Raw genomic sequence first — 23,187 nt, 5'->3', positions numbered from 1 at the left:
GGGAGGTCGCAACAACATGAATACACCAGTTAACCTCAAGAGGGATTCGGATTGGGAACAGGTGCGAGAGCTGCTTGCAGCATGTATGTACCCGAACGAAGAGAAGATCAATAGCCAGGTTGTTCTCTACCGGAGCGATGAGTCCCTGTTATTGTATGGAGTTGTCATTCAAGCAGAGCTGGTTGGATTAATTGGTGTACGTGCAGATGCAACCGGAGAAGGCGTACTGCGTCATATCGCGGTAAAGCCGCACCTTCGTGGTCAAGGAATTGGACATGCGATGATCAAACATGTGATGCAGATCCACAATCTTGTTAGACTTGAAGCAGAAACGGATCGAGATGCGGTTGGATTCTATCAGAGAGCTGGCTTTGATGTTACAAGTCTTGGTGAAAAATATCCAGGTGTGGAGCGATTTTTATGCGTGTTAAAGAGTTATTAGGTGTATAATAATGGAATAATTGAATTTCGACTTCAGACCCAGTCCTACAGAAGCATGATCTTGTAAAGCTGGGTTCTTTTATTTCTATTTCTAAAGTGTGTGCTCAGAAAGGTGATAGATTTGATGCCGAATCAGACATTAGCTGTAGAGCAATTGCGTATAACAGATACGCAGGGATTGATAGACCTATCCGCTTCGATCGGTTGGGATTATGATGAACAGGATATTCAGACGATTATGTCATCGGGAACGGTATGGGGACATCGCAATGAGCAAGGCGACATTATTTCTAGTGCCGCTATTCTTACCTACAAGCCTGGATTGTCTACCATTGGTATGGTTATCGTTGATCAACGCTATAGAGGGATGGGCTTAGGGAAGGCGGTTGTTCAAGCTTGTATGGACGCTGTTGATAACAGCGACACCATTATGCTGATTGCAACGGAAGAAGGCCGACCTTTGTATGAAGGCATGGGATATCATACCGTGTCGTACGTCAATAAGCTTGTATGTTCTAGCTACAATTCCACATTATCTAATCGGAGTGACTATGACTCTGAAATGCGTACCATGCCGCTAGGGTTGGAACACTTCCCCGGGATTCGTGAGCTGGATCAGTTGGCCATTGGAGCAGACAGAGAGACATTCCTATCTGCTCGCTGGAAACAGGCGAAGCAGGGGGTAGTTGTACTGGATAACAAAGGTACTCTGATCGGGTATGGATTTGCCGTTCAAGGCCCGAAGTATCTCGTTCTTGGACCAGTGATAGCTGTACGGCAGGAAGCGGCATCAGCCATGATTCATTACTTGGCCGGAGATAACCGGGGCAAGCTGCTTCGTATTGATGTGCCAGAGGAACAACCTGAATTTATCGAGCTGTTGAGACAGGCTGGTTTTGAGAGAGAGACCCATCCTCCGGTGATGATTAAGAATGCACAACAGCTGCCGGCAAGAAATCGTACACTATACGGGATTGCAGCGCAAATATTTGGATGACGGGTGGAACTAGGTCAGAAGTGTCTTGCCCATACGCGTGTAGCTGGTCAACGACAATGTAAACTGAGGTGAAATGAATATGGAGTGGTCTGCTCTTATTATTTCGTTTTTCTTCTTAGCTACACTCGTCAGAATTGAAATTAACACCAAGAAGAAGCTTGATAATGATAAGAAGATAATGAAACAGCTTCAGGATATTTTGGATGAATTAAAGAACATGAAGAATTGAAAGAGGAAGCAAGATGATATCAACATTTCCTAGATTAGAAACGGACAGAATGATTCTACGGCAGCTCAGGTCGGAGGATGCGCCCAATCTATTCGAGAACTTCTCAACGGACGAAGTAACGCAGTATTATAACTTGGATAATTTCGTGGCGATTGAACAAGCCGAACAATTAATAGAGAGATGGAACCAACGATTTGAGGAAGGACAGAGCATTCGCTGGGGAATTGCACTTCGATCGGAGGATAGAATCATTGGGACTTGCGGCTATCACAACTGGCGGAGAGCAGATTGCAAAGCCGAGATAGGATACGAATTGAATCCAAGTCATTGGAATAAGGGCCTGATGACGGAAGCATTGAACCGCATAGTCGCATTTGGATTTGAGGAGATGCAATTAAACCGAATCGAAGCCTATGTGTTTGGAACAAATACGGCTTCACAAAAACTGCTTGAGAAGTCCGGATTCCACCAAGAAGGATTGCTGCAGGAGTGCTATCGCAAAAATGACAGGTTTATAGATGCTATTCTATTTGCCAAGCTTCAAAAGGATCATGCAGAAAACATATAAAAGATGAAGTGATACTGTACACCCCTCACTCGCATGTAGTACACGAATCAGTTACGCGGAGAAGTGAGAACAATGAAGCTAGTGTGTACAATTTGGTTAGGTAGGTGTTGCATGAAGAAAATAATATCGATTGTGGTTGTTGTCTTGCTTTTGTCCTTTGTGTTTTTCGTCTATACGGAAATTGAAGGATTACCTTGGAAACATGCTGAAGTAAAACGGAAGGCAATCGATTATATGAAACAAAAGTACAATATGGATGTTGCAGCGGAAGGAAGTTCTTATAATTTTAAATTTAAAGTATATACAGCGAAAGTATATAACGTGAAGGATTCGAACAAAGCGATTATTCGTGTGGACGATGATAGTGACTTCGACGACGAGGGCAACTATGTTGGGAAGCGATTGCAAGACGATTATACCCTTGTGTATTGGTCTGAATCTATTCGCGATGGACTGCAAGTAAAGCATCCTGATCTGTTCAAGCTTCAAGATATTGAATCGATTCAGATTGAATACGCATATTACACATTATCACTTACCGAAGGGCTCAGCGGTGATCAGGATCAGAACGGGGTGCACATTCCTGTAAAGCCCAAGGATGTTCCTGAATTGTTTATTCGATTGAAGTCTGTCGAAATAGGCGACCATGTGTTGGAGCAATTGCGTGAGGTAATCAATGATATGGTGAGAACCTCCCAACCCATGGGTGTCTTCGTAAGGGCAGCTGAGACGAAAGGGGCTCAACAAAATAAAATGTCAAAGAACGAAATTCTTCATCTAGAGCACGATCAACTCAAGTTTATCCAGTCTATAGAGGATTTGAAGAAGAATATAAAGCTCTTGTAAGGGAACGCAGAGCTGTCTCAACTGTCATTACGCTAATGACATGAGGCAGCTCTTTTTTTTGTTGCAGTAGGACTGGGCCGTAAGCGAGTCATAGTGAAGCAGACGTCGACATACGTTAACAATGACATTTCTAGGTCGGATTCACGATAACGAAGCGAATCGAATTCAATGAAATATAGGTGTTTGTGGGAAAGGAGGATTGTTTATGTCTAAGCAAGAGAAGGGAGTACTTGCTATTGGCTCGGGATCCATGCTGGATTCATTGGTTAAAACCTGGCATGAAGCGGGAGACTTCACACTGACGGTTTGCACAACTGACACGGAAACTCCCGATCATGTTGCATTTGCGGTATATCAGGAGCCTGACGAACAGGGAGGATTGACCCCAAATGTCACGATGAAACGGAGAGATCTCAAACAAGATTGGCGCAGTATTATTCGACCATACCGTTTTATCCTATACGCTGCCCAACTTGATAATTTGGCTGAATGGAGAGACCTTCAGGATGCATGTGAATTGGAGGGGAAACCCCTTCTGCCTGCGATAACCTTACGTGGGGTTGGATTAGTTGGGCCATTGTTAGATGTGGACGGATCAGCACGACCAGAAGCGGTGTGGCGGAGCCTGCACCCGACCGTGTTCCGAAGTGAGAATGAGCAACAGAGCTTCTCGTTAACGGCACTTCATATTCTTACAAATCTGGTTGTGCATGAATATCATCGGGAAGTGACAGCAGGAAGAGACGGGAATTGTAGAGATCAATGCTATATTTTTGATCCGAACAGCTTAACAGGGAGCTGGCATTCCATTCGTTCACATCTCTTCGATGTTGAACGAGGGAGTAAGGCGGCTTGCCGTATATCTACAGTGGATGAAATCATCACAGCAAGTACTGAGCGAATGAATGATTCAGATTGGTATACCAGCTTCGCCGATATGACTTCCTCTTCAATTGGAAATTTTCACAAATGGGAAGAGGCGGGAATTGTGCAGCTTCCTCTCGCACAATGCATGGTTCAGCCGATTGATCCGGCATCAGAATCATTTGTCCGACTACTGCCAGCAATCATATGCAGTGGATTGACACATGAAGAGGCTCGGCGTGAGTCGGGGCTTGCAGGATTGGAAGCGTATGCGGCACGTTTATTACCGTTTCTGTTCCCTGTATCGGGGAATGACCATGTGGCTGCTATCGGTGTAGGTGCAGGTTGTGAGGCAGCTGAAGCTGTTGGACGGGGAATTAGGGCATGCTTGACGAAACGATTGCAGGATCGTATTGACCGCAGCCGACACGGGGCGAATCAGATGATCGTATCGCGACTGCGATTTGAACATGTAGCAGACAGCCGATGTCAGTATTATTTGCAGTCGCTAGGTATCATGGGAGGTGAGTCTATTATTGCGGTGGGGGAGCCGCTGCATGGTTATCCGGTAGTATGGGTCTATTCGAGGGATAATTGGTATGGAAGTGTGGATGTAGATTTCACAATTGCGCTTCGCCAGTCCCTTCAGAAGGCGCTAACTCAGGTTGAGGGGCATGCGTCCGATCTATTTCTAGTTCAATGCGAAGAAGATAATTCAATGAACACGACCGCAATCCCTCATATTTCCTATCCGTTCACATCTGCTTATTGGATAGCAACGGTGCAAAGAGTATTGGAGAAGAACAAGAAGAACGATTCATGCTTCGAAATATATGATTTGCACAGCAGTTCTTTCCTTGGTACAGAGGCATTCTTCGTATGTGGAGTGCGGCTCAGAGAGGAGGGCTCTACGTGAACACTGTCCTGGTGATTGGAGAGGGATTACTTGCGGATGTCGTATATGCACAGTTAATGGATCAATGCGATTACACCGTAACAAGATTGACGAATCACAATGAAGAAATTCCAAGTACAAGTATGAGCATCGCATTGGTGCTTCAGGATCAAGAAAACCTTGGCTTGCTGTTGGAAATGAATGAGAAGCTTCAGCAATCGGGAATTCCGTGGATATCGGCTTATTTGAGTGGGGAAGAAGGGTTCGTTGGTCCAATGAACTGGCCAGGTGCATCCGGATGCTTCCAATGCGCAGACATTAGAATGTCGATAGCGGGCAGCAATACTAAAGCAACTGATGACATGCTTTTGATGCTGGTTAACCCTGACTATGTCCCTCGAGTTGAATCGGACATTGAAGTGACAGGGTATCGGTTTATGGCTCAGTTACTTGTTGAGGAGACATCGAAATGTGTAAACGGACACAGTCTGTGTACCGACAGTCACATTTATATGATCAACTTGCACAGCTTGAACTGTACGCGGCATTATATTCTTCCTTATGGTGCTTGTCCAGTATGCGGGCAGCTAGATGAAGATTCGCCGGAAGCAGCGAGTATTGTGCTTAAACCATCTCCCAAGCTGGATAATAGCTATCGGTGTCGATCCATGAATGAATTACAGGGGGTTCTGTTCAACGACTATTGGGATCGTCGATCCGGCTTATTTAACGACTTAGAGCTGCATCTTTCTTCTGTATTTGCAGATGCAGTCGTCAATCTCCCGCTCGGCTATTACGATGAGGTGACAGGGGGACGTTCCCATTCGTTCACGAACAGTCAGCTTGCTGCCATATTAGAGGGATTGGAACGTTATTGCGGCATCACACCCCGCGGTAAACGTCCAGTTGTGTTCGATAGTTACAACCAACTGAAGGAAATTGCTATGGATCCTGCTACAATTGGGCTTCATGCACAAGAACAATACGAACAGGAAGGTTTTCCGTTTGCCTCCTTTGATCCAGATACCCCTATTGAATGGGTGTGGGGGTATTCATTTTTACAGGAGCGCCCGATTCTAGTTCCTCATCTAGTAGCCTATTACAGCTTAGGGCACGAAGGGAGTTTCGTGTATGAAACCTCTAACGGCTGCGCATTAGGAGGCAGTCTGGAAGAAGCGGTGTTGTATGGCATATTTGAGGTAGTTGAACGAGATGCCTTCTTAATGACTTGGTATGCGAAGCTCCAATGCCCAAGGCTTGATCCATATTCCTCAGGGGATGAGGAGCTGATCCTCATGATTCAACGGATCAAGGCTGTCTTAGGATATGAGGTGTTGTTGTACAACATAACAACGGAGAATGGGATTCCGAGCATCTGGTCGATTGCTCGGGGAACACCAGAACATGAAGTGAGTGTAGTCTGTTCTGCGGGAGCTCATCTTGACCCGATACGAGCAGCTAAGAGTGCTGTCCATGAACTTGCGGGGACGATCTCCATGGTTGAAAAACGTTGGAAGGAACGTGGTTCGGAAGCACTGTCTATGTTTATGGATCCGTATGAGGTACAGCAGATGGAAGATCATACCTTGCTGTACAGTTTGCCAGAAGCAGCGGAAAGACTTCACTTTCTGTTAGAGGAGCAGCGTCCAGTCCGTTCCTTTGCAGAAGAATTCCCAATCCCAGTGGTTCCAGTCAGTACAGATGTAACAGAAGAGCTGAAGGACGTTCTGGAAGTGTTCACTCGATTGCAATTAGAAGTGATTGTTGTTGATCAATCGTCCAGCGAGACGCTACGCAATGGCCTACATTGTGTGAAAGTACTGATTCCAGGCATGCTTCCAATGACTTTTGGCCACCATCTACGACGATTAGAGGGGATTGACAGAGTGTTGGAAGTACCGATGAAACTTGGATATGTGGATCGCAAGCTTACACGTGAGGAACTGAACCCTTATCCGCACCCATTTCCGTAAGGGTTGAACGAATGGCATTCGGATTGACTCCAATGATTATTCATGATTCATGCATGAGGTCGCAAAAACGAGGTGGTATTGAAATAAACATACTGGTAAAATAAGTGAATGAGAAGTTGATTCCATGAAACAGCGATTGGGATATGTTGAGCTCAATCGCTGTTTTGATCTATTTCTAAATGCTATCTGATAAGAAGCCGACCATTTCTTTTTCAAAATAGAAATAAATGATTAATAGGGATGACATTCCATAGTGAGAGGTATATCTAACATGCATCTATTATTTGAAAAGCTTGTGCAAGAAATTGAGTTCACGGGAAATATGAAGCAGGATATTCAACAGTTTCTAACCGCAAATCATAGCCCGGGTACTGCAGAGCATTGTATGGATGTAGGGACAGAAGCTAGAAGAATTGCGCAATTATATTATGCTGATCCGGAGAGAGCGGAATTGGCGGGATGGCTGCATGATATAAGCGCCGTATTTCCTAACGAGGAACGAATTGAGGCGGCGAGGCAGCTAGGAATTGATATACTGCCCGAAGAAGAGCAATTCCCGATGATCATCCATCAGAAGCTATCCAAGGTGATGGCCCGGGACATATTTGGCGTTCAGGATGCCGAAGTGCTGGATGCGGTGGGCTGCCATACTACGCTGCGAGCCGATGCCTCGCAGCTTGATCTTGTCCTATTTGTTGCCGACAAGATTGCATGGGATCAGCAAGGCATTCCCCCTTATATCGAGGAATTACATCATAATCTCGCAATATCGCTGGAACATGCGGCGTTTGCTTACATTCAATATTTATGGGAGCGCAAGGACACACTGAAGGTCATCCACCCTTGGCTTGCAGATGCTTATGAACAATTACAGGTACAATTGAATGCGGAATGAAGTTGCAATGTGGAGTGGTCTGACGCAGTAGGCGTCAGACTACTCCATTTTTCGTTGGCTGCTACCGGAAATTTGAAAGAGAAATGGGGCTCCCACTTAGTTCGAATCTAGTATAAATTGGATTATCTCTTGTGGTATTGGTAGAATAAAGAATGGTTGAAGGAAGTTTTTCGATTTTACTATTGACTATCGGAATATTGAAATAGCCACCAAAGCATATTGGGAACGGCTGGAGTTGAGGGAAAGGTGGATGGAGTAACTTGAATGTATGGGATGTATTAGGGATTGAGCCAACGGAAGATGATTCTGTCATCTCAAGCGCTTATGCGAAGAAGCTGACGCTAGAGCATCCGGAAAATGACCCACAGTGGAAAGAAATGCTGCATGAAGCGTATGAAGTAGCGTTGAAGCTGGCGCGCAAAAGGTCAGCAGCAACAGAAGCTTCTAACATGAGGCTGAACGATCATGGTGAACGGTTGGAAGATCCATTTGTACATAAGACGATTGCAAGAGAAGAGGTTGCTGTGAGCACAGCTTATCCTTATGCCGCAAATCCGATTCAGGTATTTCTAGCCCGAGTATCTGAGCTGTATAGCAATTTCGCAAATCGAATCCAGCCTTCATCTTGGAAAGCCTTGTTCCAGGAGAACGCGGAATGGGATATTAAGAATCCGCAGTTACGTGATGAAATGGTGATGTTTCTTGAGGAGAAGCATTATTTTCCGATAGCGGTATGGATCGTGCTGGAGGATACTTTCCGTTTCCATGAGCATGAGGAAGAATTAAGGGAACGCCATGCCGGGGAATTCATTGATTACATATTTGAACAGGTTAACGGTACGATGGAGCTGACCTATGATTGTTTCATTGATGCGGACATCGATTTTGATATTGACCGTTATCTCTACCTGCGTGAGATGGCGCAGTATATGCTTATGCAAGGAGAACTGGAAGAGGTAGGCGCATATTTGAGTGAGGCCCATGAATGGTTCCAAGACGATACTGACCTAGAGCTCATGCGCGGCAAATACTTCGAAGCAATCGGCGAGATGGAGCAAGCATTGGATTGCTTCAATCAAGTGATTGCGATGAAACCCGATGAGTTTGAGGGACGATGGCACCGTGCACAGCATCTGTACAAGGTTGAACAATATGAAGCTGCCTTGGCGGACTGCAACCGCTTGCTGGAGATTGAGGAGAATCAGCAAGATGCGTTGTTGCTGTCCATTCATTGTTATACGCAATTAGGGCAGATGAAGGAAGCGCGTATGAAGCTCCAGCAATCCAATGACATTGACAATGTTCATGACATTTTACGGTATGTTCACGGTATTAAGTTTTTCAACAAATATAGATATGCACAAGAAGTGGAAGAAAAGGGACAGAGACAAGCACGCAAACAAATTTCATCATTTCTCCTCTACTTCTATCTCCGCTTGACTTGGCTATACATACTCGTCTATGTTGGACTTCAATTATTCATAAGCGTACCTATCGCCGTTACAGTCCTGTGGCTTGCAGTAATGGTGTGGAGCGGTTGGAAGACGTTCAAGACTTATCGAATGATGACTACCTAGAAGGAGGGCTCCAATTTGCCAAGCGAATACAATAACCAACAAAGAAAGCAGCTGGAGCTGTACTTCCGTTGCCTTTCTTCTGTATGTACGGACAGTTTAATAGTGTACCACTATATCCCGTTCGGATTCCCATTTACGGATCGAATTCTGCGCAGAGGATCGATGAAAAAGGCGTTCGCCGCTTGGGGAGTTACGGACAAGGAATCATTGCTCAGTCGAGCTCAGTGGCTGCTCGAAGATGGACTGCGCGAGGAGTATAAGAAGCTGCATACGAGTCTAGCTGCACGCAACGAAGTCTCTCGCAAGCGGTATGTGGAATCCTCTGTGGATCATCCTGACCATGCCAAGGTCGTAATCGTCAATGCATTTTTGCACCAGCTTTCTTCCGGAGAAATTGCGGCATTTGGTGGGGCTTGGGCAATCTTTATGTGCAATATGGGACTTACCTACGGCTACTTAACCAAGGATGAAGCTTGGGGCTTGAAGATCAAGGCTGCTCGCCATTTGCAGCAATACTATAACAGCTGGGAAGATTATCTCACTGCTTTTGTTGCAGGAAATAGCTACTCTGACTCGGATAGTGAAATGAAGATGCAGGCTCACATTACGAGTATAGCCTCGATGCTGCTTGGCTCAAGCACATTGGCCATGGATAAGGCACAATGGGGGTTAGCTTGACGATACAATGAATGTGGATGATAAAGATTCTCATTCAGGCCAATAAGGCGGAATAGAAGGTGATCAGATGGCAGCTGAAGTTCATGTAGCCTGCATCCATGATTATTTTGAGCGCTATTCTGAAATGATTCATGGTGATATGAAAAGCAGTGCTTGGGAGCAGCAAATGTTCCTTCCTCCTCACATTGGAACGGGTAGTGTGACCCGGATGCGCGTCCGTGAAGGTATGGAAATTATGGTGACGGATGTCACTTATGCGGAAGATATGAGGCTCTGTATCCAAGAGGCATGCCGTCTGTTTGAGCTGAGTTATTGCTTGAGCGGTGAAGTGTATTGCGAGTGGAGCGGAAAAGAAAGCTATACGGAACCGCAGTCTGGCAATGTGCTGCTATTGGAAGATGTGCGGGTATATGAGGAGAAAAAGGCAGGAATGCACCATCATATGGTTGAGGTGAGATTTTCTCCAGATGAACTGTATGCCTATGCCGTTGATGCGGCTGAGAAGCAGAACATGGAAAGATTGCTTCATCGTCATCTTGGCAGTATTGACACCTATTCAGTCACACCAGACATTCATCGATGCGTAACGGATATGCTTCAGTGCGATTATCAGGGGAAGATGAAGCGGCTATACATGGAGAGTAAAGCCATCGAATTCCTCGCCTTATTCGGAGAGGCGGACGAAATTCATGATCGAACTGTAAAGCGAAACGTTCGTCGCGATGACATCGCAAAGCTTCATGAGGCACGGGAGATTGTGATGAACAATTACGAACAGCCCTTTTCGATACGAGAACTCTCCAAGCTTGTCGGGATCAACGAATTCAAGCTGAAAACAGGATTTCGCGAGCTGTTCGACACAACAGTATTCGAACTGGTGCGCAAGCAGCGGATCGAGAAGGCGATATGGCATATGGAGATGGAACATCTGAATGTTGGGGAAGCTGCCGTCGCGGTCGGGTACAGTAATGTTAGCAACTTTACGGCAGCCTTTCGCAAGCATTACGGCTGCAATCCAAGCTCGTTCCTCAAGCAGCTGGAACAGCAGGATCAAGTTCGAAGGTCGTCTTCGAATGGCGGCGACGCTTCCATTTCGCAAGGGAACCCTTTGGCCTAATGTAGGTAGAAGGGTTCTTCAATTAATTCCGCTATAGGGGCAAAGACTCCCTCTTCAGGTAGAGCGTATGAACATGATTGGCTCATAATCAGAGTATTCATGTGATTCTAACTACTGGAGGGAATCGTAATGTCTCCTATTTTGACAATTACATCACAACGCACGGATGGTAATCAGCAAATGGAGGGGAATCCGAAACGATGGATTGCACTCGTTATCGTACTGCTGCCGACGCTGCTTATCTCACTGAACACTTATATGATTCAGGTTGCTCTGCCGTTGATGCAGCACAACTTGAATGCAAGCTTCGCTGAAGCGCAGCTAATCGTTACAGGTTTCTCCCTTGGCTTGGCGGTGGCTTTGATCATTAGCGGGAAGTTGGGTGACATATACGGAAGAAAACGGCTGCTGTATGTTGGAGTGAGCGGATTCACAATCATGGCCATGCTTGGCGGCTTGACCTCGGATCCTTCCCTGCTTATTGCTATTCGGATCGTTCAAGGCTTGACTGCTGCGCTCATTCAGCCCCAGGTGCTTTCTACGATGCAGGTCAGCTTTCCGCCACGGGAAAAGGCAATCGCGTTCAGCATTTATGGTGCAATCATTGGATTTGGATTTGCTTTTGGACTCATTTTTGGGGGTCTTATCGTCAGCTGGAACCTGTTCGATCTTGGCTGGCGGATGGTGTTCTTAGTTAACGTTCCATTCGGCATGCTGGTTCTGATGCTGATGCCAATCATTCCGGAATCGCGCAGGGAGAAACAGCCTATTGATTGGAGTGGTGCACTTCTGCTCATAAGCGGCTTATTTTTTCTTGTATATCCTTTATCGGAAGGGCAGAGGCAGGGGTGGTCGTTGTGGGTTTGGTTTTGCTTGCTGATCGGTATTGGTGTACTCATTACTTTTGTGGTATTCGAGTGTCGTACGAAGAGAAGAAACGCCTTTCCATTGGTGAATCTTGATGTATTTCGGCATGCTTCCTTTCGCGTAGGTATGTTGGCTGTGCTTGTCGTGTACCTGGGCATGTTCGCCTTCTTCTTCCTATTAAGCTACTATGTCCAATACGGCCTTCATAAGGATGTTCAATCTACAAGCATGGTGTTTCTGCCATTGGGGGTCGGATTCTTTCTGTCCTCTCTCTTATCCTCCCGTTTCGTAGAGAAATGGGGGATAGGTACATTGAAGGTCGGCTCAATCGGCATGGTAATATGCATATCGCTGCTGATTGTTTCTATCCTGTATGACGCGAGGGCTATGTTTGATTACCGTAATCTTCTCCTGTTATGGCTGTACGGATTCAGTCTTGGCATGGTCACGACACCACTTGCGAATATCGTTCTAAGCACAGTTCCGAAGGAGGATGCGGGATCGGGATCAGGATTATTCACGACCTGTATGTACTTGGCGAATTCGCTAGGGGTGGCATTGATCGGTATTGTGTTTTCCGGCGTACTTGGACATGTGCTCGTAGAAGCAGAGCTGTCTGATTATGTACGCGCATTTTCTGTATCAGTTGGTGCTTGCGGAGGGCTGGCACTGGCGACTTTCGTCTGCCTCTGCTTTTTACCGGATCCAAGTCGAAAAAGCCGAATGGCAAAAGCGAAGCATACATTGTAAAAAATGATAGCGTAAGAGAGAAAACCATCAGAAATGAAGGAGGGCATGAGTATGATCACGCTGCATCAGGTCGAGTACGGGCAAAAATCTACGCTTCGTAATTTGCTGGAGCTGTATAAATATGATTTCAGTGAATACGATCCTGAGGACGTCAACGAGAACGGTCTATATGAATATATGTATCTGGATCATTACTGGACAGAGAAAGGGAGATATCCTATCTTCATTCGAGTGGATGGGAAGCTTGCGGGATTAGCGCTTGTAAGGGAGTTGGGAACGGATGATGATAAGCGAACGGTTTATTCGATGGCGGAATTTTTCGTAATGAAAAAGTATCGGCAATCGGGAGTGGGAAAATATGCGGCAACGGCTTTGTTCGATCAGTTTCAGGGAACTTGGAAGGTTGGCCAGATTGACGAGAACGTACCGTCGCAGCATTTTTGGAGAAAGGTAATTGCAGCGTACACAAACGATAACTATGAAGAGATTCGAGAAAACGGCTGGGACGGCCCGATCCAATACTTCTCCACTGTGCTTCGGTAGGAGAGAGTTTCCATATATTGTGTCCATAAAAGAAGTATTTTGAAATAGCGTCATCAATTTTACGCCCCGCTTGTGGCTTCTGGATCGCTGCATTCACCAGTAGCAAGCGGGGCGTTCTATATCGATTCATATGATCTCGGTGCACTATTTAAAGCACCTGTTTAAATTAACAATCCGCCTCTTTCTTTATGCCGCGCAATGAGTACCTCACTAGTGACGGAAGTGATACCATCAATCGTTTGAAGCATCCTCAAGCACTGCTCAGCATGCTCGGGATCATCCAGCAGAGCATGGACATGCAGATGCGGCTTGCCGCTCATTTGATACACGTTCGTAATCTCCTCAGCTAATCTTAGCTGTTCTACGACATGCTGCAGCTTCACCCAATCCACTTCAATATCGAAATACATCGACAAGGTTTTGCCCGCCTTGAGCGGATTCACGACAATGGTGAACCGATCAATAATCCCCTCCTCCATCAATTGATGAATTCGTTCGCGAACAGCCGCTCGGGTCAAGTTGACCATTCGTCCAAGCTCCGCATTGCTTAAGCGTCCATTCTCGGATAACAGCTGCAAAATCCGTGTATCGATTTCGTCTAAATTACGGAACTGCATTTGATCAACCCTTTCGACTTGTACTTGTCCTATTAAGCCCATTATAGCACATACAATGTAAAGTAAATGATGCAATCTATTGATCGAATGTATAAAAAGGTGTATACATATGTATGAGGAAGAACATGGCGCGGAAGGGGAGAGGATGTTGTCTTTACTAGCGATTGAAATACTGTTGATCTCCGTATTGGCTGGAATCGTCGGGGCAGTGCTTGGTCTGGGTGGAGGGATTATAGTTACGCCAGCATTGACCTTATTGTTCGGCGTTGATATTAAGACGGCGATTGGCGCAAGTATTATTTCGGTCATTGCAACCTCCAGCGGGGCAGCGATCGCTTATATCCGAGATCGGATTACGAATGTGCGAGTAGGCATGTTCTTGGAGGTTGCAACAACGGTGGGAGCGATAACCGGTGCATTTCTAGGCGGAATCATGACGCCTACGGTACTGTATATTATCTTCGGTCTGCTGCTGCTATACTCGGCGGGGACTATGCTTAAGAAGCGGAATGATGAACTGCCGAAGGATGTAACTATGCATCCGGTTGCGGAGAAGCTGCGCTTGCAAGGTGAGTATTATGATAAGGCTTTGAATCAGACGGTTCCGTATAAGGTGGACAATGTATACGGCGGATTCGGCGTCATGTACGGGGCAGGGGTGATATCGGGTCTGCTTGGAATTGGCAGCGGCAGCTTCAAAGTGATGGCGATGGATGTCTTCATGAAGCTCCCGCTTAAGGTATCCAGTGCGACGAGCAACTTCATGATGGGCGTTACGGGCGCTGCAAGCGCGGGGGTTTACCTGTTCCGTGGCGACATCGATCCGGCAATCTCGGCTCCAGTGGCGCTAGGCGTTCTTGTGGGGGCAACGGCTGGCGCGAGAATCATGCAGAAGATGAAGAGCAAGACGATTCGCAAATGGTTTATTCCCGTATTGGCGTATGTGGCCATTCAGATGATTGTACAGGGATTGGGGGGACTTCTATGAGTGAGCTTGGGCGAGAAGGCAGCGTACAGCAGTCCGAGATCGAACAAATGCGCAATGACAAATCGGAAGCGGTAGAGATTGTTGTCAGCAAGTGGCTTCGGGTAGGGGTACTTGCTAGTGCAGCGGTGATCCTTGCTGGCTTGCTGCTGTTCCTCATTTCTGGAGACAGTGGATATCCTGAGCAGACCTTTCCAACCAGTCTGGCAGGAATTTATGCCGGTCTATTATCAATGAAGTCGTATGCGATTATCCTGACAGGGCTGCTTATGCTCATTGCAACACCAGTACTGCGGGTTTTTATCTCTATTTTTGTTTTTCTGCACGAACAAGATTATTTGTATGTAGGAATAACAATGGCAGTGTTCTTGATCTTAGTCGCCAGCTTTTTCATTGGAAGTGCAGGGTGATCTATTGTGTTAGGAGTGCCTGAACAGAGAAAAGTCAGTCAATAATATTCGCCAGGAAATACCTGTTCATCCACTTGGATTCATGTATACTAAAATAGAATATGTATCCAAATGAAGAGAGCATTGAGTGGGAACTTGATGTTCTCTTTTCGTCTCATTTACTAGATAGGAGTGGTTGCCATGTTTATGCTGCAAGTATTAGATAAGGGGTATGTCCGGTTAGTCAACACGATGGGTTCGGATTTGACGGTTGTCAACTCCGCACGGGTATCCTATGCCAAGGAATCGATGGAGCTAAGTGAACGGGATATTCGATTGATTCAATTTCTGGCTAGAGAAGGACACACCTCGCCATTTCGACATGTCATGCTGCAGTTCGAAGTGTACGCGCCGCTTATGGTTGCAAGGCAGTGGTGGAAGTATGTCATAGGTTCTTCCCATATGGAAGGCACAGGCGACAGCTTGGAGGCTTGGAATGAATCGAGTCGTAGATATATCACTGAAGATCCTACCTTCTACATACCGTCTCAGGGGGAATGGAGAAGCAAGCCGAAGAATTCGAAGCAGGGCAGTGGAGACATTGTATCCTGGGAAATCGGGCAGAAGCACACGGACGAGCTGATGAACTACATTGAACTTGGAGTTGCCAAGTATGAAGCGGCACTAGAAGATGGCATATGCGCGGAGCAAGCTAGATTATTTCTGCCTTCTTATGGCATGTATGTGCGCTGGTATTGGACAGCCTCCCTGCAATCGGTAGCCCACTTCTTGAATCAACGCCTGGAGCATGATGCTCAGAAGGAAATTCAATCTTACGCGAAGGCGATATTGGAGCTTAGCAGACCTATTTTCCCACATTCCTTGCAAGAGCTCTTGAAGCAGGATATTGGGGAGTAAATGCAGGTAACAAGTGCATGTAAATGGCCTTGAGGGGAATAAGCAATGGACGCAGTCATATTGTTGTTCGACTTCTCCAATACGGTGCGTCCATTCTCATTTTCTATGAATCTCTTACTTATAGACCCTTAGATTTATTGCTCGCAGGTAGTATGCGTCGTTCCACGCTCTCGTACACATCAAGCAAGCGAGACAACCAAGCAAATCTAGTGGATGACCAATACACGAGTACAGCTGAGAAGATTCCGATCATTGCACCTACTGCTATATCTACTGGATAATGTACGCCAACCCATACACGAGATAACGCTACACAACCCGCCAGCATGAGCCATAACCAGCCCCAGCCTGTTTTTTTGCGCATCAGCCAGAACGACGCACAGATGGAGAAAAACAATATCGTATGATCACTGGGAAATGAATTATTGATGCTGTGATCGATTAATTTACTAACATGCGGGAGTTCCGCAAATGGTTGATGATGCGAATGGAACATTCCAACCGCTTTGCCAAGGAGCTCTGCGAGAATGAATGCAAATCCGCCCTGCAGCACCATCATGCGATTGGCCGTTGTACGGGTGAACCAAAATAACAGCATGCAAGCTGCTAACAGATAGATCGTATATTCCGCAATGAATACGACGGATGGATTTAGAAAGGAGAGCTGCTTGCCTAAGTCGTTAATTCCACGAAACATTTCAATATTTAATTGGGGTAATGACACGTATGTTCTTCCTCCTTGTGACCTATATCAATTAGATCTAGTATTTATTCCATATGCTTAGTATAGGGAGAGGGCTTTAATTGCTCCTTAATAAATTCTTAATATTACATAAAAATCTGATCAGAATCAGCTGGTTATTTATGGGTTATCGCGTATTTGCTAATATGAACCGAATGGGGAACACGATTGTTATGATTCCTATGTTGAAATAGGAGGCTGTCAAAATGGACTTCAATCTTTTGTGTCACTATTACGAAGCCGCAAGAGGGCCATTTCACAATTTGTCTGCACTGTCTATTGAAGAAGCGAACAGCATCTTGTCCGAGTTAAGAGAGAATGGAAGAGGCTTTGCAAGCAAACGATCTGAAGATTACATGCAAATTAGGCGTCAATTAGAGAAGCAGGCAAGAATGATGTTTGTAGAGCAAGGCGGCAATCCTCGGACGCTATATCCTCACTATATGACATTAGGGCAATGCCACTGGCTGCTGGAGTGGTATGAAGAGGGAAGAGAATTACAAATCTATATTGATGATTTCGACGCAAGTACCATTAGTTTTACTTATGGAGACTTATTTCCTACGATGCGAGTTGAGGACGGGAAGCCATATCGCAAAAAGGTATATACCCGAGATGCTATTCAACAGGTAGTTGAACAGTTTGGCTGGCCACAGCATTGGAACGCGCACGGTCAATATGGCCCTGAGCGATATATTGAAGTTCAAATATGGGATGATCGGGTCATAGAACGATACAGAAACAAATGGATAAATACTGAACATGCAGGTATCCATGATTTTGAAGAGTGAATAATGGTATGAGTGTAGCGTCGCTTATTACTTTGCAGCCTGAGTGATCGAGGGGAAGCCATGTATTCAGGTTCCGGACGAGTTCATTAATGACATGGATTGGAATGATAAAGGAGAATTGAGAATATTGATGATGGCCTATGAGGAGGATGTGACATCTTCATTCAATTGTTGGAGACAAGAATGAGAGAAATATCAAGCCATAAGGTTCCTATTAGGTGGATTATTGTGACAAGGAATAATAATCCACCAATAAGACGATATCGAATCTATGTAACTTTCGTTACGTAATAAGTTTGCAGAAACATAGAGATTTCATCGTTAATGGAGAGTAAATCCGTTTCTGAAGGGAAATGTCCCATCTCGTATGATTTGATTGCGGTCAGATTCGGGATGATTGCGCGTGCTGTTTGATTGACCTGCCGTTCAGGGAAAAAGATGTCCTTTCGGCCTGTAATAAGAAGAGTCGGCGCATGGAAATGCTGGAGTTCCTCTTTTTCTGTAAGCTTAGGCATATTTTGCTCAAGTTTCACATATCGAAAAATGTCTCCAATCATTTTCTTGTCTATTGCCTTCATCGTGTTGTCAGACATGGCATTGGTTAGCTTATCAAGGTATCGATCTGAGGAAGTTGCATGGAACAGAAGCAGTGGCAAAAGGATATCCTTGATCATTTTGAGCTTCGATCCTAAACGTATTCCTGCTGGTGACACAAGCACGGCGCAGTCTATTTTATGCGGCATATAGGCGGCTAGTCTTAATATGATTCCTGCTCCATAAGAGGTGCCTATAAATCCACATTTATCGATATCAAGACCGTTCATGAGTTCTTGAAGCCATAGGGCGAAGCTATTATCCTTAGCTGACACTCTAGTTTCTGCACTAAACCCAGGATGACCAATCGTATCAGGCGCATAAATTCGATACTGGCTCGTTAATGGAGAAAACCAAGACAATGTCATTGGGTTGATGCAGTTTCCCCCTTGTAACAGGAACAACGGTTTTCCATCAGTGGGTCCCACAGCTAATAGATGAGTTGAGCCAAAGCTCGTATTCAGATACATGCGTTCAACGGGAAACGGCAAAGCTTGTATATAGTTTTCATAATGATTCGCAATCAAACTCTTACCCTTTTCGCTTTTATAAATCGTTACTATGCTGCTCATCGAACGCCTCCTCCGTACTTAGCACCATCCTATAGTTACGTTACATATCGAAATTGGATGCAGATGGGGCGAGAAAGTTTAATTCTCTAATTGAAGATGTAGCGAGGCTGATCTTTGTCAGGTTGAAGACGTAGGTGGTTGCTCGGCATTTGAAAAAAGAAGGAGTGTTGGTTGATGGGACGTGTCTGTAGAAGTGGGTTTGTCGTTCGGACAGTGTGGCTTGTTATACTTCTCATTCTGCTTCAAGGCTGTACATCGAAATCTGGTCCTGCGTATTTGGAAATAAAGGGATTGAATCAGGATGAACAAGAGATTATACAGCTCATCAACAAACGAATGCAATATTTGCATGAGGGCAATGCGGAGGAATATATGAAGCTATTCGCACCGAATAGTCCGATAACAGGCATGCCGACCTACCAATTGGAGGCGGTGAAGCTGCACACTCCCATCCATATTCAGGAGCAGAAAAAGGGATATCAAGTTCTTATCCTAGCTGATGATATGCTGACCAACGATGATTTTTTCACGTCACAATACGTATTTATCAAAGGGAAAGACCCCGACTCGAAATGGTTAATCTATGATATCGATTAAAGCGATTACGAGAGGAAGACTGTCTGATATGAGGAGATTGGTGCAGGGCATATTTAGGTGATGTGCAGGTACCCATTTGGACGATGTAAACAGATTAGGAACGGACAGGAGGAAGGGGATGAGATTCTTCTGTTTAGACTCATTTTATAACCGATAGGGTCTTTTAGGTGCCTAATGCCAGCTTGCCTATTCAGTTAGGGGGGAACGGATTATATCGGCGACGGTTTGATGGCAGAAGCTATTCTGTTCGTGGTATCATTTTTTGCATGGAAAAATAGAAGGCAGGTATCTTACCGATTGAATTCACGATCCTTGATGGACGACTGTACATCAAAATGAAGCAGAACAGTTCACAGTTTATTCCGTTTCAAGGAGATATCGCGCGATTAGCGGAGTCAATCGGATTGCAGGTAGACGATATCGATCTGACCGCATCTATAGCTTATGGAAGCACAGGCGTACGGACTCTTCTAGTACCAAAATTCCCGCAAGCGTCCGTGCATCCATTTTGTATAGAGACTTATCATCCTGATGCGTTCATGCATGGAAGACATTTCTCCTCTCCGTATATCAGGACAAAGCCGAATTCTTCATTGAGCAGGTCTAAAGATTGATCGCGATGGCAAGGTTAAGGTTCAAGCAGTTCGCCATGAGGAGCGGACAGATGTCTTCATTGAAAGAACAGCCGTATTCGTCCAAGAAATTGAAGTTGAACATAACCCTTCTATTTGAATTGATAAATGAAGTGTATAATAATGGAATCTAATCCTGTGTAATAAGACACCATATGGCCCGACTGAAAACTCGTTTTTGGTTGGGTCTTATCATGATAAGGAGAGAACTTCGAGATGAAAATGAGATTAGCCGGCGAACAAGATATTGATCAGCTTATTCGAATGCGATGGGACTTCACGAATGAGTATAACGAAGAGAAGGTTGGAGAGGAACTATACGAAGATTTTTACAAGGAGTGCCGTTCTTTTCTACTAGAAGCAATGAAAGGGGGAAACTGGTTTATTTGGGTAGCTGAATTAGATGGCAGCGTCATCTCCCACATCTACTTGGAATTGATTCACAAAGTCCCTCGACCTGGGCGAAAGACAAATCCATTTGTTTATATGACGAATGTATATACCGTACCAGAGCATCGCGGCAACCAGATTGGAAGCAGGATGATGAAAGAGATAGAGGCTTGGTCGAAGCAGCAGGAGCATGAATTCATCATCGTATGGCCTAGTGAATGGAGCATTCGCTTCTATGAACGGAACGGGTACAGTCTATGCAATGATCCGATGGAGTTGCATTTATAGTGTAGTTCTCAATCAATGAAAGAGGGCTATTCATGAATTGGGCGAACCGAACAACCGTAATCAGAATTGCGTTCGTATTTAGGAAACAACTGGCATCGTCTGAACTTACAAATGGAATGAGGTGAGATGATTTTGACGACTACACTCTATTTTGTGAGGCATTGTGAGTCCCCATATGTCGAAGGGGAAGAGCGCTCAAGGGGAATATCTGCTGCAGGAGAACAGGATGCAATGAAGATCGCCGAATTGCTGCGAAATTTCCCGATTCGAGTGTTTATATCAAGTCCCTATGCACGGGCGATCCAAACGATTCAGCCTCTAGCTGATGTGATGAATTGTCCGATTCAATTGTATGAGGATGTAAGAGAACGGCATATTGGTGTGTTTGGAGGTATGAGCTTCCAAGAGGCCAAACGGAAGGTATACGAAAATTTCCATGTTTCTTTTCCAGAGGGAGAGACTAGCCATGATGCACAGCAAAGAGCGGTTGCTGTACTACAGGAACTGATAAGCAAGTATGAAGGTCAGCATATTGTGATCGGGACACACGGGGACATTATGACGTTGATGTTGAATCACTTTGACCCGACTTACGGATTCGAGTTCTGGATCTCCACGACTATGCCGGATATCTATAAGCTTGAGCTTCAGGATATGCGGCTTCTACGAGTTGAAAAGCTGTGGTATTCCATTTCGAATAGTCGGATCGATACTACCCCTAGTAAGAAGTGAGAGAGATTAGACCTTGAAATACTTGTAATAGAGAAAATTTAGATATCTGTTTCTGCAATAAGAATGCTTATATTTAGGAGGATAATATGATTACATTACAAAAAATAGGAAGAAACAACTGGAAAGAAAGCATACAACTCCAAACGCATGAGGATCAACGCGAATTCGTTGCTCCAAATGTATATTCCATAGCAGAAGTACAATTTCTGCCGGATTTTGTAGCGAAGGCCATTTACAACGAAGATCAAATGATCGGTTTTGCAATGTATGGATTGGATGATGCTGATGGGAATTATTGGATTCGACGCTTCATGATCGACGAAAAATTCCAAGGAAAAGGATATGGCAAGCAAGCATTACAATTCATTATCGAAGAGATTTGCCAAGAACAGGAGACAGACACAGTCTTAATTAGCTATAACCTTAATAATGAGAGGGCAAAAGGGCTTTATGCGAAGCTAGGATTTGTGGAAGAAGGAATCTCTTCCTGTGGAGAAAGGATTGCCAGATATCAACTCGGATCGTCTATTGTTATAAATTAGCTGGAATATGAATAAGGCGATGAGGGAGAGTTATTATGAATGAACTCGTATTCATTAAGGATTATAAGGACATAGACAAATACCGTGCAAGCTTCAATGCATTGGCGCAGGAATCGTTCGGCATTCAGTTTGAAGATTGGTATCAGCGAGGATGCTGGAATGATCGGTATATTTGTTATTCCTACGCCGATGGAGATAGAGTCGTTGCGAATGTATCAGTTAATGTAATGGATATCGTTGTAAAAAATGAGATTCATGAAGCCATTATGATCGGCACGGTCATGACGGATGAAGCATATCGGAATCAAGGACTGTCGAGAAAGCTAATGGAAATCGTAATCGATGAGTATCAGCAAAAATGCAGCTTTATGTACTTATATGCGAATCGAACGGTTCTCGATTTCTATCCGAAGTTTGGTTTTCATAAAGTACAAGAACCGGAATTCTACTCCGTGATAAATACGCTAGAGGCACACAGCGATCGTCCTCATATGCGGAAGCTGAACGTAATGGACGTTCAGGATTGGGAGCTTGTCATGCGATACTATTCTTCACGGAACGTAAGATACTCGACGTGTGACGCCATTCATGCAGAAGGAATCTTCTCTTGGTATTGCTTGCATGTGTTTGAGGATCATCTGTATTTTATTGAAGAATTAGACGCGGTCGTTATCTTTATGCAAGATGGAAATTCAATACAACTATACGATGTCCTGTCTCCGAACCAAATTGATCTTTCGCAAGTTGTCAATAAGATTGCAACAGAACAGACGGAACGGGTGTACTATCAATTTCATCCTGAGCAAGGTGGGTATAGGGTCGAGTACCCAGAACTATCAGATGATAATTTGTTTATGTTGCCAAATCGTCTTCAATCCCTTGATCACATAAAACTCCCAAAAATCGCGCAGGCGTAATGAGGAGTGAAATGAGTGAAATGCAGTAAAGTTATAACTCCTAACATGAAAACACGATTATGTTTGCTTCTTTCATAAAGTGACTCGCGATCCATGCGCCACGTGCCCATCGATCGTGAGTCACTTTATTTATTTCGTCTACTTGATGATTTTCAACCTACATAATCGCCCGAGAGTTAGGCTGTATAACATTGGGAGATACCCCTATCCCGAAATACGTAAGACGTGGGAAAAAGCATGA

General features: G+C 44.9%; 25 protein-coding genes. 22 read left to right on the top strand and 3 right to left on the bottom strand.

The window, feature by feature from the left end; translation table 11 throughout:
• Positions 1 to 16: 16 nt before the first annotated feature.
• From BBG47_RS03935 to BBG47_RS03880, 13 genes are all read left to right on the top strand, one after another.
• Entirely contained in the window at positions 17 to 442 is a 426-nt protein-coding gene (locus BBG47_RS03935; protein ID WP_065290606.1) for a GNAT family N-acetyltransferase, read from the top strand.
• A 123-nt stretch (positions 443 to 565) separates the two neighbouring features.
• Entirely contained in the window at positions 566 to 1,438 is an 873-nt protein-coding gene (locus tag BBG47_RS03930) for a GNAT family N-acetyltransferase (protein ID WP_065290605.1), read from the top strand.
• Between the two features lie 79 nt (positions 1,439 to 1,517).
• Entirely contained in the window at positions 1,518 to 1,667 is a 150-nt protein-coding gene (locus tag BBG47_RS29805; protein WP_155987193.1) for a hypothetical protein, read from the top strand.
• A gap of 13 nt (positions 1,668 to 1,680) precedes the next feature.
• Positions 1,681 to 2,235 (top strand): GNAT family N-acetyltransferase, encoded by a 555-nt coding sequence (locus tag BBG47_RS03925; protein ID WP_065290604.1) that lies wholly within the window; start codon positions 1,681 to 1,683, stop codon positions 2,233 to 2,235.
• A 111-nt stretch (positions 2,236 to 2,346) separates the two neighbouring features.
• Positions 2,347 to 3,081: a YfjL-like protein gene (locus BBG47_RS03920; protein WP_065290603.1), complete on the top strand. Its 735-nt coding sequence runs from the start codon at positions 2,347 to 2,349 to the stop codon at positions 3,079 to 3,081.
• Between the two features lie 205 nt (positions 3,082 to 3,286).
• Entirely contained in the window at positions 3,287 to 4,861 is a 1,575-nt protein-coding gene (locus BBG47_RS03915) for a hypothetical protein (RefSeq protein ID WP_065290602.1), read from the top strand.
• Positions 4,858 to 6,813, top strand: a complete 1,956-nt coding sequence (locus tag BBG47_RS03910; RefSeq protein WP_065290601.1) for a TOMM precursor leader peptide-binding protein — start codon at positions 4,858 to 4,860, stop codon at positions 6,811 to 6,813. Before BBG47_RS03915 ends, BBG47_RS03910 begins: the two co-directional genes overlap by 4 nt.
• 271 nt (positions 6,814 to 7,084) lie before the next feature.
• Positions 7,085 to 7,708: a bis(5'-nucleosyl)-tetraphosphatase (symmetrical) YqeK gene (gene yqeK, locus BBG47_RS03905; protein WP_065290600.1), complete on the top strand. Its 624-nt coding sequence runs from the start codon at positions 7,085 to 7,087 to the stop codon at positions 7,706 to 7,708.
• Positions 7,709 to 7,968: 260 nt separating this feature from the next.
• Entirely contained in the window at positions 7,969 to 9,285 is a 1,317-nt protein-coding gene (locus BBG47_RS03900) for a J domain-containing protein (protein ID WP_065290599.1), read from the top strand.
• Between the two features lie 15 nt (positions 9,286 to 9,300).
• Positions 9,301 to 9,963: a DUF1266 domain-containing protein gene (locus BBG47_RS03895; protein ID WP_065290598.1), complete on the top strand. Its 663-nt coding sequence runs from the start codon at positions 9,301 to 9,303 to the stop codon at positions 9,961 to 9,963.
• Between the two features lie 67 nt (positions 9,964 to 10,030).
• Positions 10,031 to 11,080, top strand: coding sequence for a helix-turn-helix transcriptional regulator (locus BBG47_RS03890; RefSeq protein ID WP_065290597.1), 1,050 nt, complete (start codon positions 10,031 to 10,033; stop codon positions 11,078 to 11,080).
• Between the two features lie 129 nt (positions 11,081 to 11,209).
• Positions 11,210 to 12,697: an MFS transporter gene (locus tag BBG47_RS03885; protein WP_065290596.1), complete on the top strand. Its 1,488-nt coding sequence runs from the start codon at positions 11,210 to 11,212 to the stop codon at positions 12,695 to 12,697.
• 51 nt (positions 12,698 to 12,748) lie between these two features.
• Positions 12,749 to 13,240, top strand: coding sequence for a GNAT family N-acetyltransferase (locus BBG47_RS03880; RefSeq protein WP_175400475.1), 492 nt, complete (start codon positions 12,749 to 12,751; stop codon positions 13,238 to 13,240).
• 161 nt (positions 13,241 to 13,401) lie between these two features.
• Here the strand turns inward: BBG47_RS03880 and BBG47_RS03875 are convergent, their stop codons facing one another.
• The gene (locus BBG47_RS03875; RefSeq protein WP_065290595.1) at positions 13,402 to 13,857 is read right to left on the bottom strand and encodes an Lrp/AsnC family transcriptional regulator; all 456 of its coding nucleotides are present in this window, start codon (positions 13,855 to 13,857) and stop codon (positions 13,402 to 13,404) included.
• A 109-nt stretch (positions 13,858 to 13,966) separates the two neighbouring features.
• Between BBG47_RS03875 and BBG47_RS03870 the strand changes: the two genes are divergently transcribed.
• The 3 genes from BBG47_RS03870 (at position 13,967) to thyX (ending at position 16,149) form a co-directional block, all read left to right on the top strand.
• Entirely contained in the window at positions 13,967 to 14,845 is an 879-nt protein-coding gene (locus BBG47_RS03870; protein WP_065290594.1) for a sulfite exporter TauE/SafE family protein, read from the top strand.
• Positions 14,842 to 15,252 carry a DUF1634 domain-containing protein gene (locus BBG47_RS03865; RefSeq protein WP_083189066.1) on the top strand — a complete coding sequence of 137 codons (411 nt, stop codon included), beginning with the start codon at positions 14,842 to 14,844 and terminating at the stop codon, positions 15,250 to 15,252. Before BBG47_RS03870 ends, BBG47_RS03865 begins: the two co-directional genes overlap by 4 nt.
• 180 nt (positions 15,253 to 15,432) lie before the next feature.
• Positions 15,433 to 16,149, top strand: coding sequence for an FAD-dependent thymidylate synthase (gene thyX / locus BBG47_RS03860; RefSeq protein ID WP_065290593.1), 717 nt, complete (start codon positions 15,433 to 15,435; stop codon positions 16,147 to 16,149).
• 118 nt (positions 16,150 to 16,267) lie between these two features.
• Here the strand turns inward: thyX and BBG47_RS03855 are convergent, their stop codons facing one another.
• Positions 16,268 to 16,873 carry an undecaprenyl-diphosphatase gene (locus tag BBG47_RS03855; protein WP_065290592.1) on the bottom strand — a complete coding sequence of 202 codons (606 nt, stop codon included), beginning with the start codon at positions 16,871 to 16,873 and terminating at the stop codon, positions 16,268 to 16,270.
• Positions 16,874 to 17,097: 224 nt separating this feature from the next.
• On the opposite strand from BBG47_RS03855, the gene BBG47_RS03850 reads away from it, so the two are divergent.
• On the top strand, positions 17,098 to 17,682 hold the full coding sequence (locus tag BBG47_RS03850; protein ID WP_065290591.1) for a hypothetical protein: 585 nt from the start codon (positions 17,098 to 17,100) through the stop codon (positions 17,680 to 17,682).
• Between the two features lie 269 nt (positions 17,683 to 17,951).
• Here BBG47_RS03850 and BBG47_RS03845 read toward each other — a convergent pair whose 3' ends face one another.
• Positions 17,952 to 18,848, bottom strand: a complete 897-nt coding sequence (locus tag BBG47_RS03845; RefSeq protein ID WP_065290590.1) for an alpha/beta fold hydrolase — start codon at positions 18,846 to 18,848, stop codon at positions 17,952 to 17,954.
• Between the two features lie 174 nt (positions 18,849 to 19,022).
• Here BBG47_RS03845 and BBG47_RS03840 point away from each other — a divergent pair, with 174 nt between their 5' ends.
• The 5 genes from BBG47_RS03840 to BBG47_RS03820 all read left to right on the top strand — a co-directional run bounded on the left by BBG47_RS03840 (position 19,023) and on the right by BBG47_RS03820 (position 22,946).
• Positions 19,023 to 19,445 carry a hypothetical protein gene (locus BBG47_RS03840; protein WP_065290589.1) on the top strand — a complete coding sequence of 141 codons (423 nt, stop codon included), beginning with the start codon at positions 19,023 to 19,025 and terminating at the stop codon, positions 19,443 to 19,445.
• An 848-nt stretch (positions 19,446 to 20,293) separates the two neighbouring features.
• Positions 20,294 to 20,755 carry a GNAT family N-acetyltransferase gene (locus tag BBG47_RS03835; protein ID WP_065290588.1) on the top strand — a complete coding sequence of 154 codons (462 nt, stop codon included), beginning with the start codon at positions 20,294 to 20,296 and terminating at the stop codon, positions 20,753 to 20,755.
• 126 nt (positions 20,756 to 20,881) lie between these two features.
• Entirely contained in the window at positions 20,882 to 21,487 is a 606-nt protein-coding gene (locus tag BBG47_RS03830; protein ID WP_065290587.1) for a histidine phosphatase family protein, read from the top strand.
• Positions 21,488 to 21,573: 86 nt separating this feature from the next.
• Positions 21,574 to 22,029 carry a GNAT family N-acetyltransferase gene (locus BBG47_RS03825; RefSeq protein WP_065290586.1) on the top strand — a complete coding sequence of 152 codons (456 nt, stop codon included), beginning with the start codon at positions 21,574 to 21,576 and terminating at the stop codon, positions 22,027 to 22,029.
• 35 nt (positions 22,030 to 22,064) lie between these two features.
• On the top strand, positions 22,065 to 22,946 hold the full coding sequence (locus tag BBG47_RS03820) for a GNAT family N-acetyltransferase (RefSeq protein WP_065290585.1): 882 nt from the start codon (positions 22,065 to 22,067) through the stop codon (positions 22,944 to 22,946).
• Positions 22,947 to 23,187 lie beyond the last annotated feature (241 nt).

It is taken from the genome of Paenibacillus sp. KS1, from assembly GCF_001680695.1.
Lineage (GTDB): Bacteria > Bacillota > Bacilli > Paenibacillales > Paenibacillaceae > Paenibacillus_B > Paenibacillus_B suaedae.
This window is presented reverse-complemented; position numbering and strand designations above follow the sequence as displayed.

Coding starts and splice junctions, on each gene's coding strand:
- BBG47_RS03935 (WP_065290606.1), top strand. CDS start 17: ATGAATACACCAGTTAACCTCAAGAGGGATTCGGATTGGGAACAGGTG.
- BBG47_RS03930 (WP_065290605.1), top strand. CDS start 566: ATGCCGAATCAGACATTAGCTGTAGAGCAATTGCGTATAACAGATACG.
- BBG47_RS29805 (WP_155987193.1), top strand. CDS start 1,518: ATGGAGTGGTCTGCTCTTATTATTTCGTTTTTCTTCTTAGCTACACTC.
- BBG47_RS03925 (WP_065290604.1), top strand. CDS start 1,681: ATGATATCAACATTTCCTAGATTAGAAACGGACAGAATGATTCTACGG.
- BBG47_RS03920 (WP_065290603.1), top strand. CDS start 2,347: ATGAAGAAAATAATATCGATTGTGGTTGTTGTCTTGCTTTTGTCCTTT.
- BBG47_RS03915 (WP_065290602.1), top strand. CDS start 3,287: ATGTCTAAGCAAGAGAAGGGAGTACTTGCTATTGGCTCGGGATCCATG.
- yqeK (WP_065290600.1), top strand. CDS start 7,085: ATGCATCTATTATTTGAAAAGCTTGTGCAAGAAATTGAGTTCACGGGA.
- BBG47_RS03890 (WP_065290597.1), top strand. CDS start 10,031: ATGGCAGCTGAAGTTCATGTAGCCTGCATCCATGATTATTTTGAGCGC.
- BBG47_RS03885 (WP_065290596.1), top strand. CDS start 11,210: ATGTCTCCTATTTTGACAATTACATCACAACGCACGGATGGTAATCAG.
- BBG47_RS03880 (WP_175400475.1), top strand. CDS start 12,749: ATGATCACGCTGCATCAGGTCGAGTACGGGCAAAAATCTACGCTTCGT.
- BBG47_RS03875 (WP_065290595.1), bottom strand. CDS start 13,857: ATGCAGTTCCGTAATTTAGACGAAATCGATACACGGATTTTGCAGCTG.
- BBG47_RS03870 (WP_065290594.1), top strand. CDS start 13,967: ATGTATGAGGAAGAACATGGCGCGGAAGGGGAGAGGATGTTGTCTTTA.
- BBG47_RS03865 (WP_083189066.1), top strand. CDS start 14,842: ATGAGTGAGCTTGGGCGAGAAGGCAGCGTACAGCAGTCCGAGATCGAA.
- thyX (WP_065290593.1), top strand. CDS start 15,433: ATGTTTATGCTGCAAGTATTAGATAAGGGGTATGTCCGGTTAGTCAAC.
- BBG47_RS03850 (WP_065290591.1), top strand. CDS start 17,098: ATGGACTTCAATCTTTTGTGTCACTATTACGAAGCCGCAAGAGGGCCA.
- BBG47_RS03845 (WP_065290590.1), bottom strand. CDS start 18,848: ATGAGCAGCATAGTAACGATTTATAAAAGCGAAAAGGGTAAGAGTTTG.
- BBG47_RS03840 (WP_065290589.1), top strand. CDS start 19,023: ATGGGACGTGTCTGTAGAAGTGGGTTTGTCGTTCGGACAGTGTGGCTT.
- BBG47_RS03835 (WP_065290588.1), top strand. CDS start 20,294: ATGAAAATGAGATTAGCCGGCGAACAAGATATTGATCAGCTTATTCGA.
- BBG47_RS03830 (WP_065290587.1), top strand. CDS start 20,882: ATGATTTTGACGACTACACTCTATTTTGTGAGGCATTGTGAGTCCCCA.
- BBG47_RS03825 (WP_065290586.1), top strand. CDS start 21,574: ATGATTACATTACAAAAAATAGGAAGAAACAACTGGAAAGAAAGCATA.
- BBG47_RS03820 (WP_065290585.1), top strand. CDS start 22,065: ATGAATGAACTCGTATTCATTAAGGATTATAAGGACATAGACAAATAC.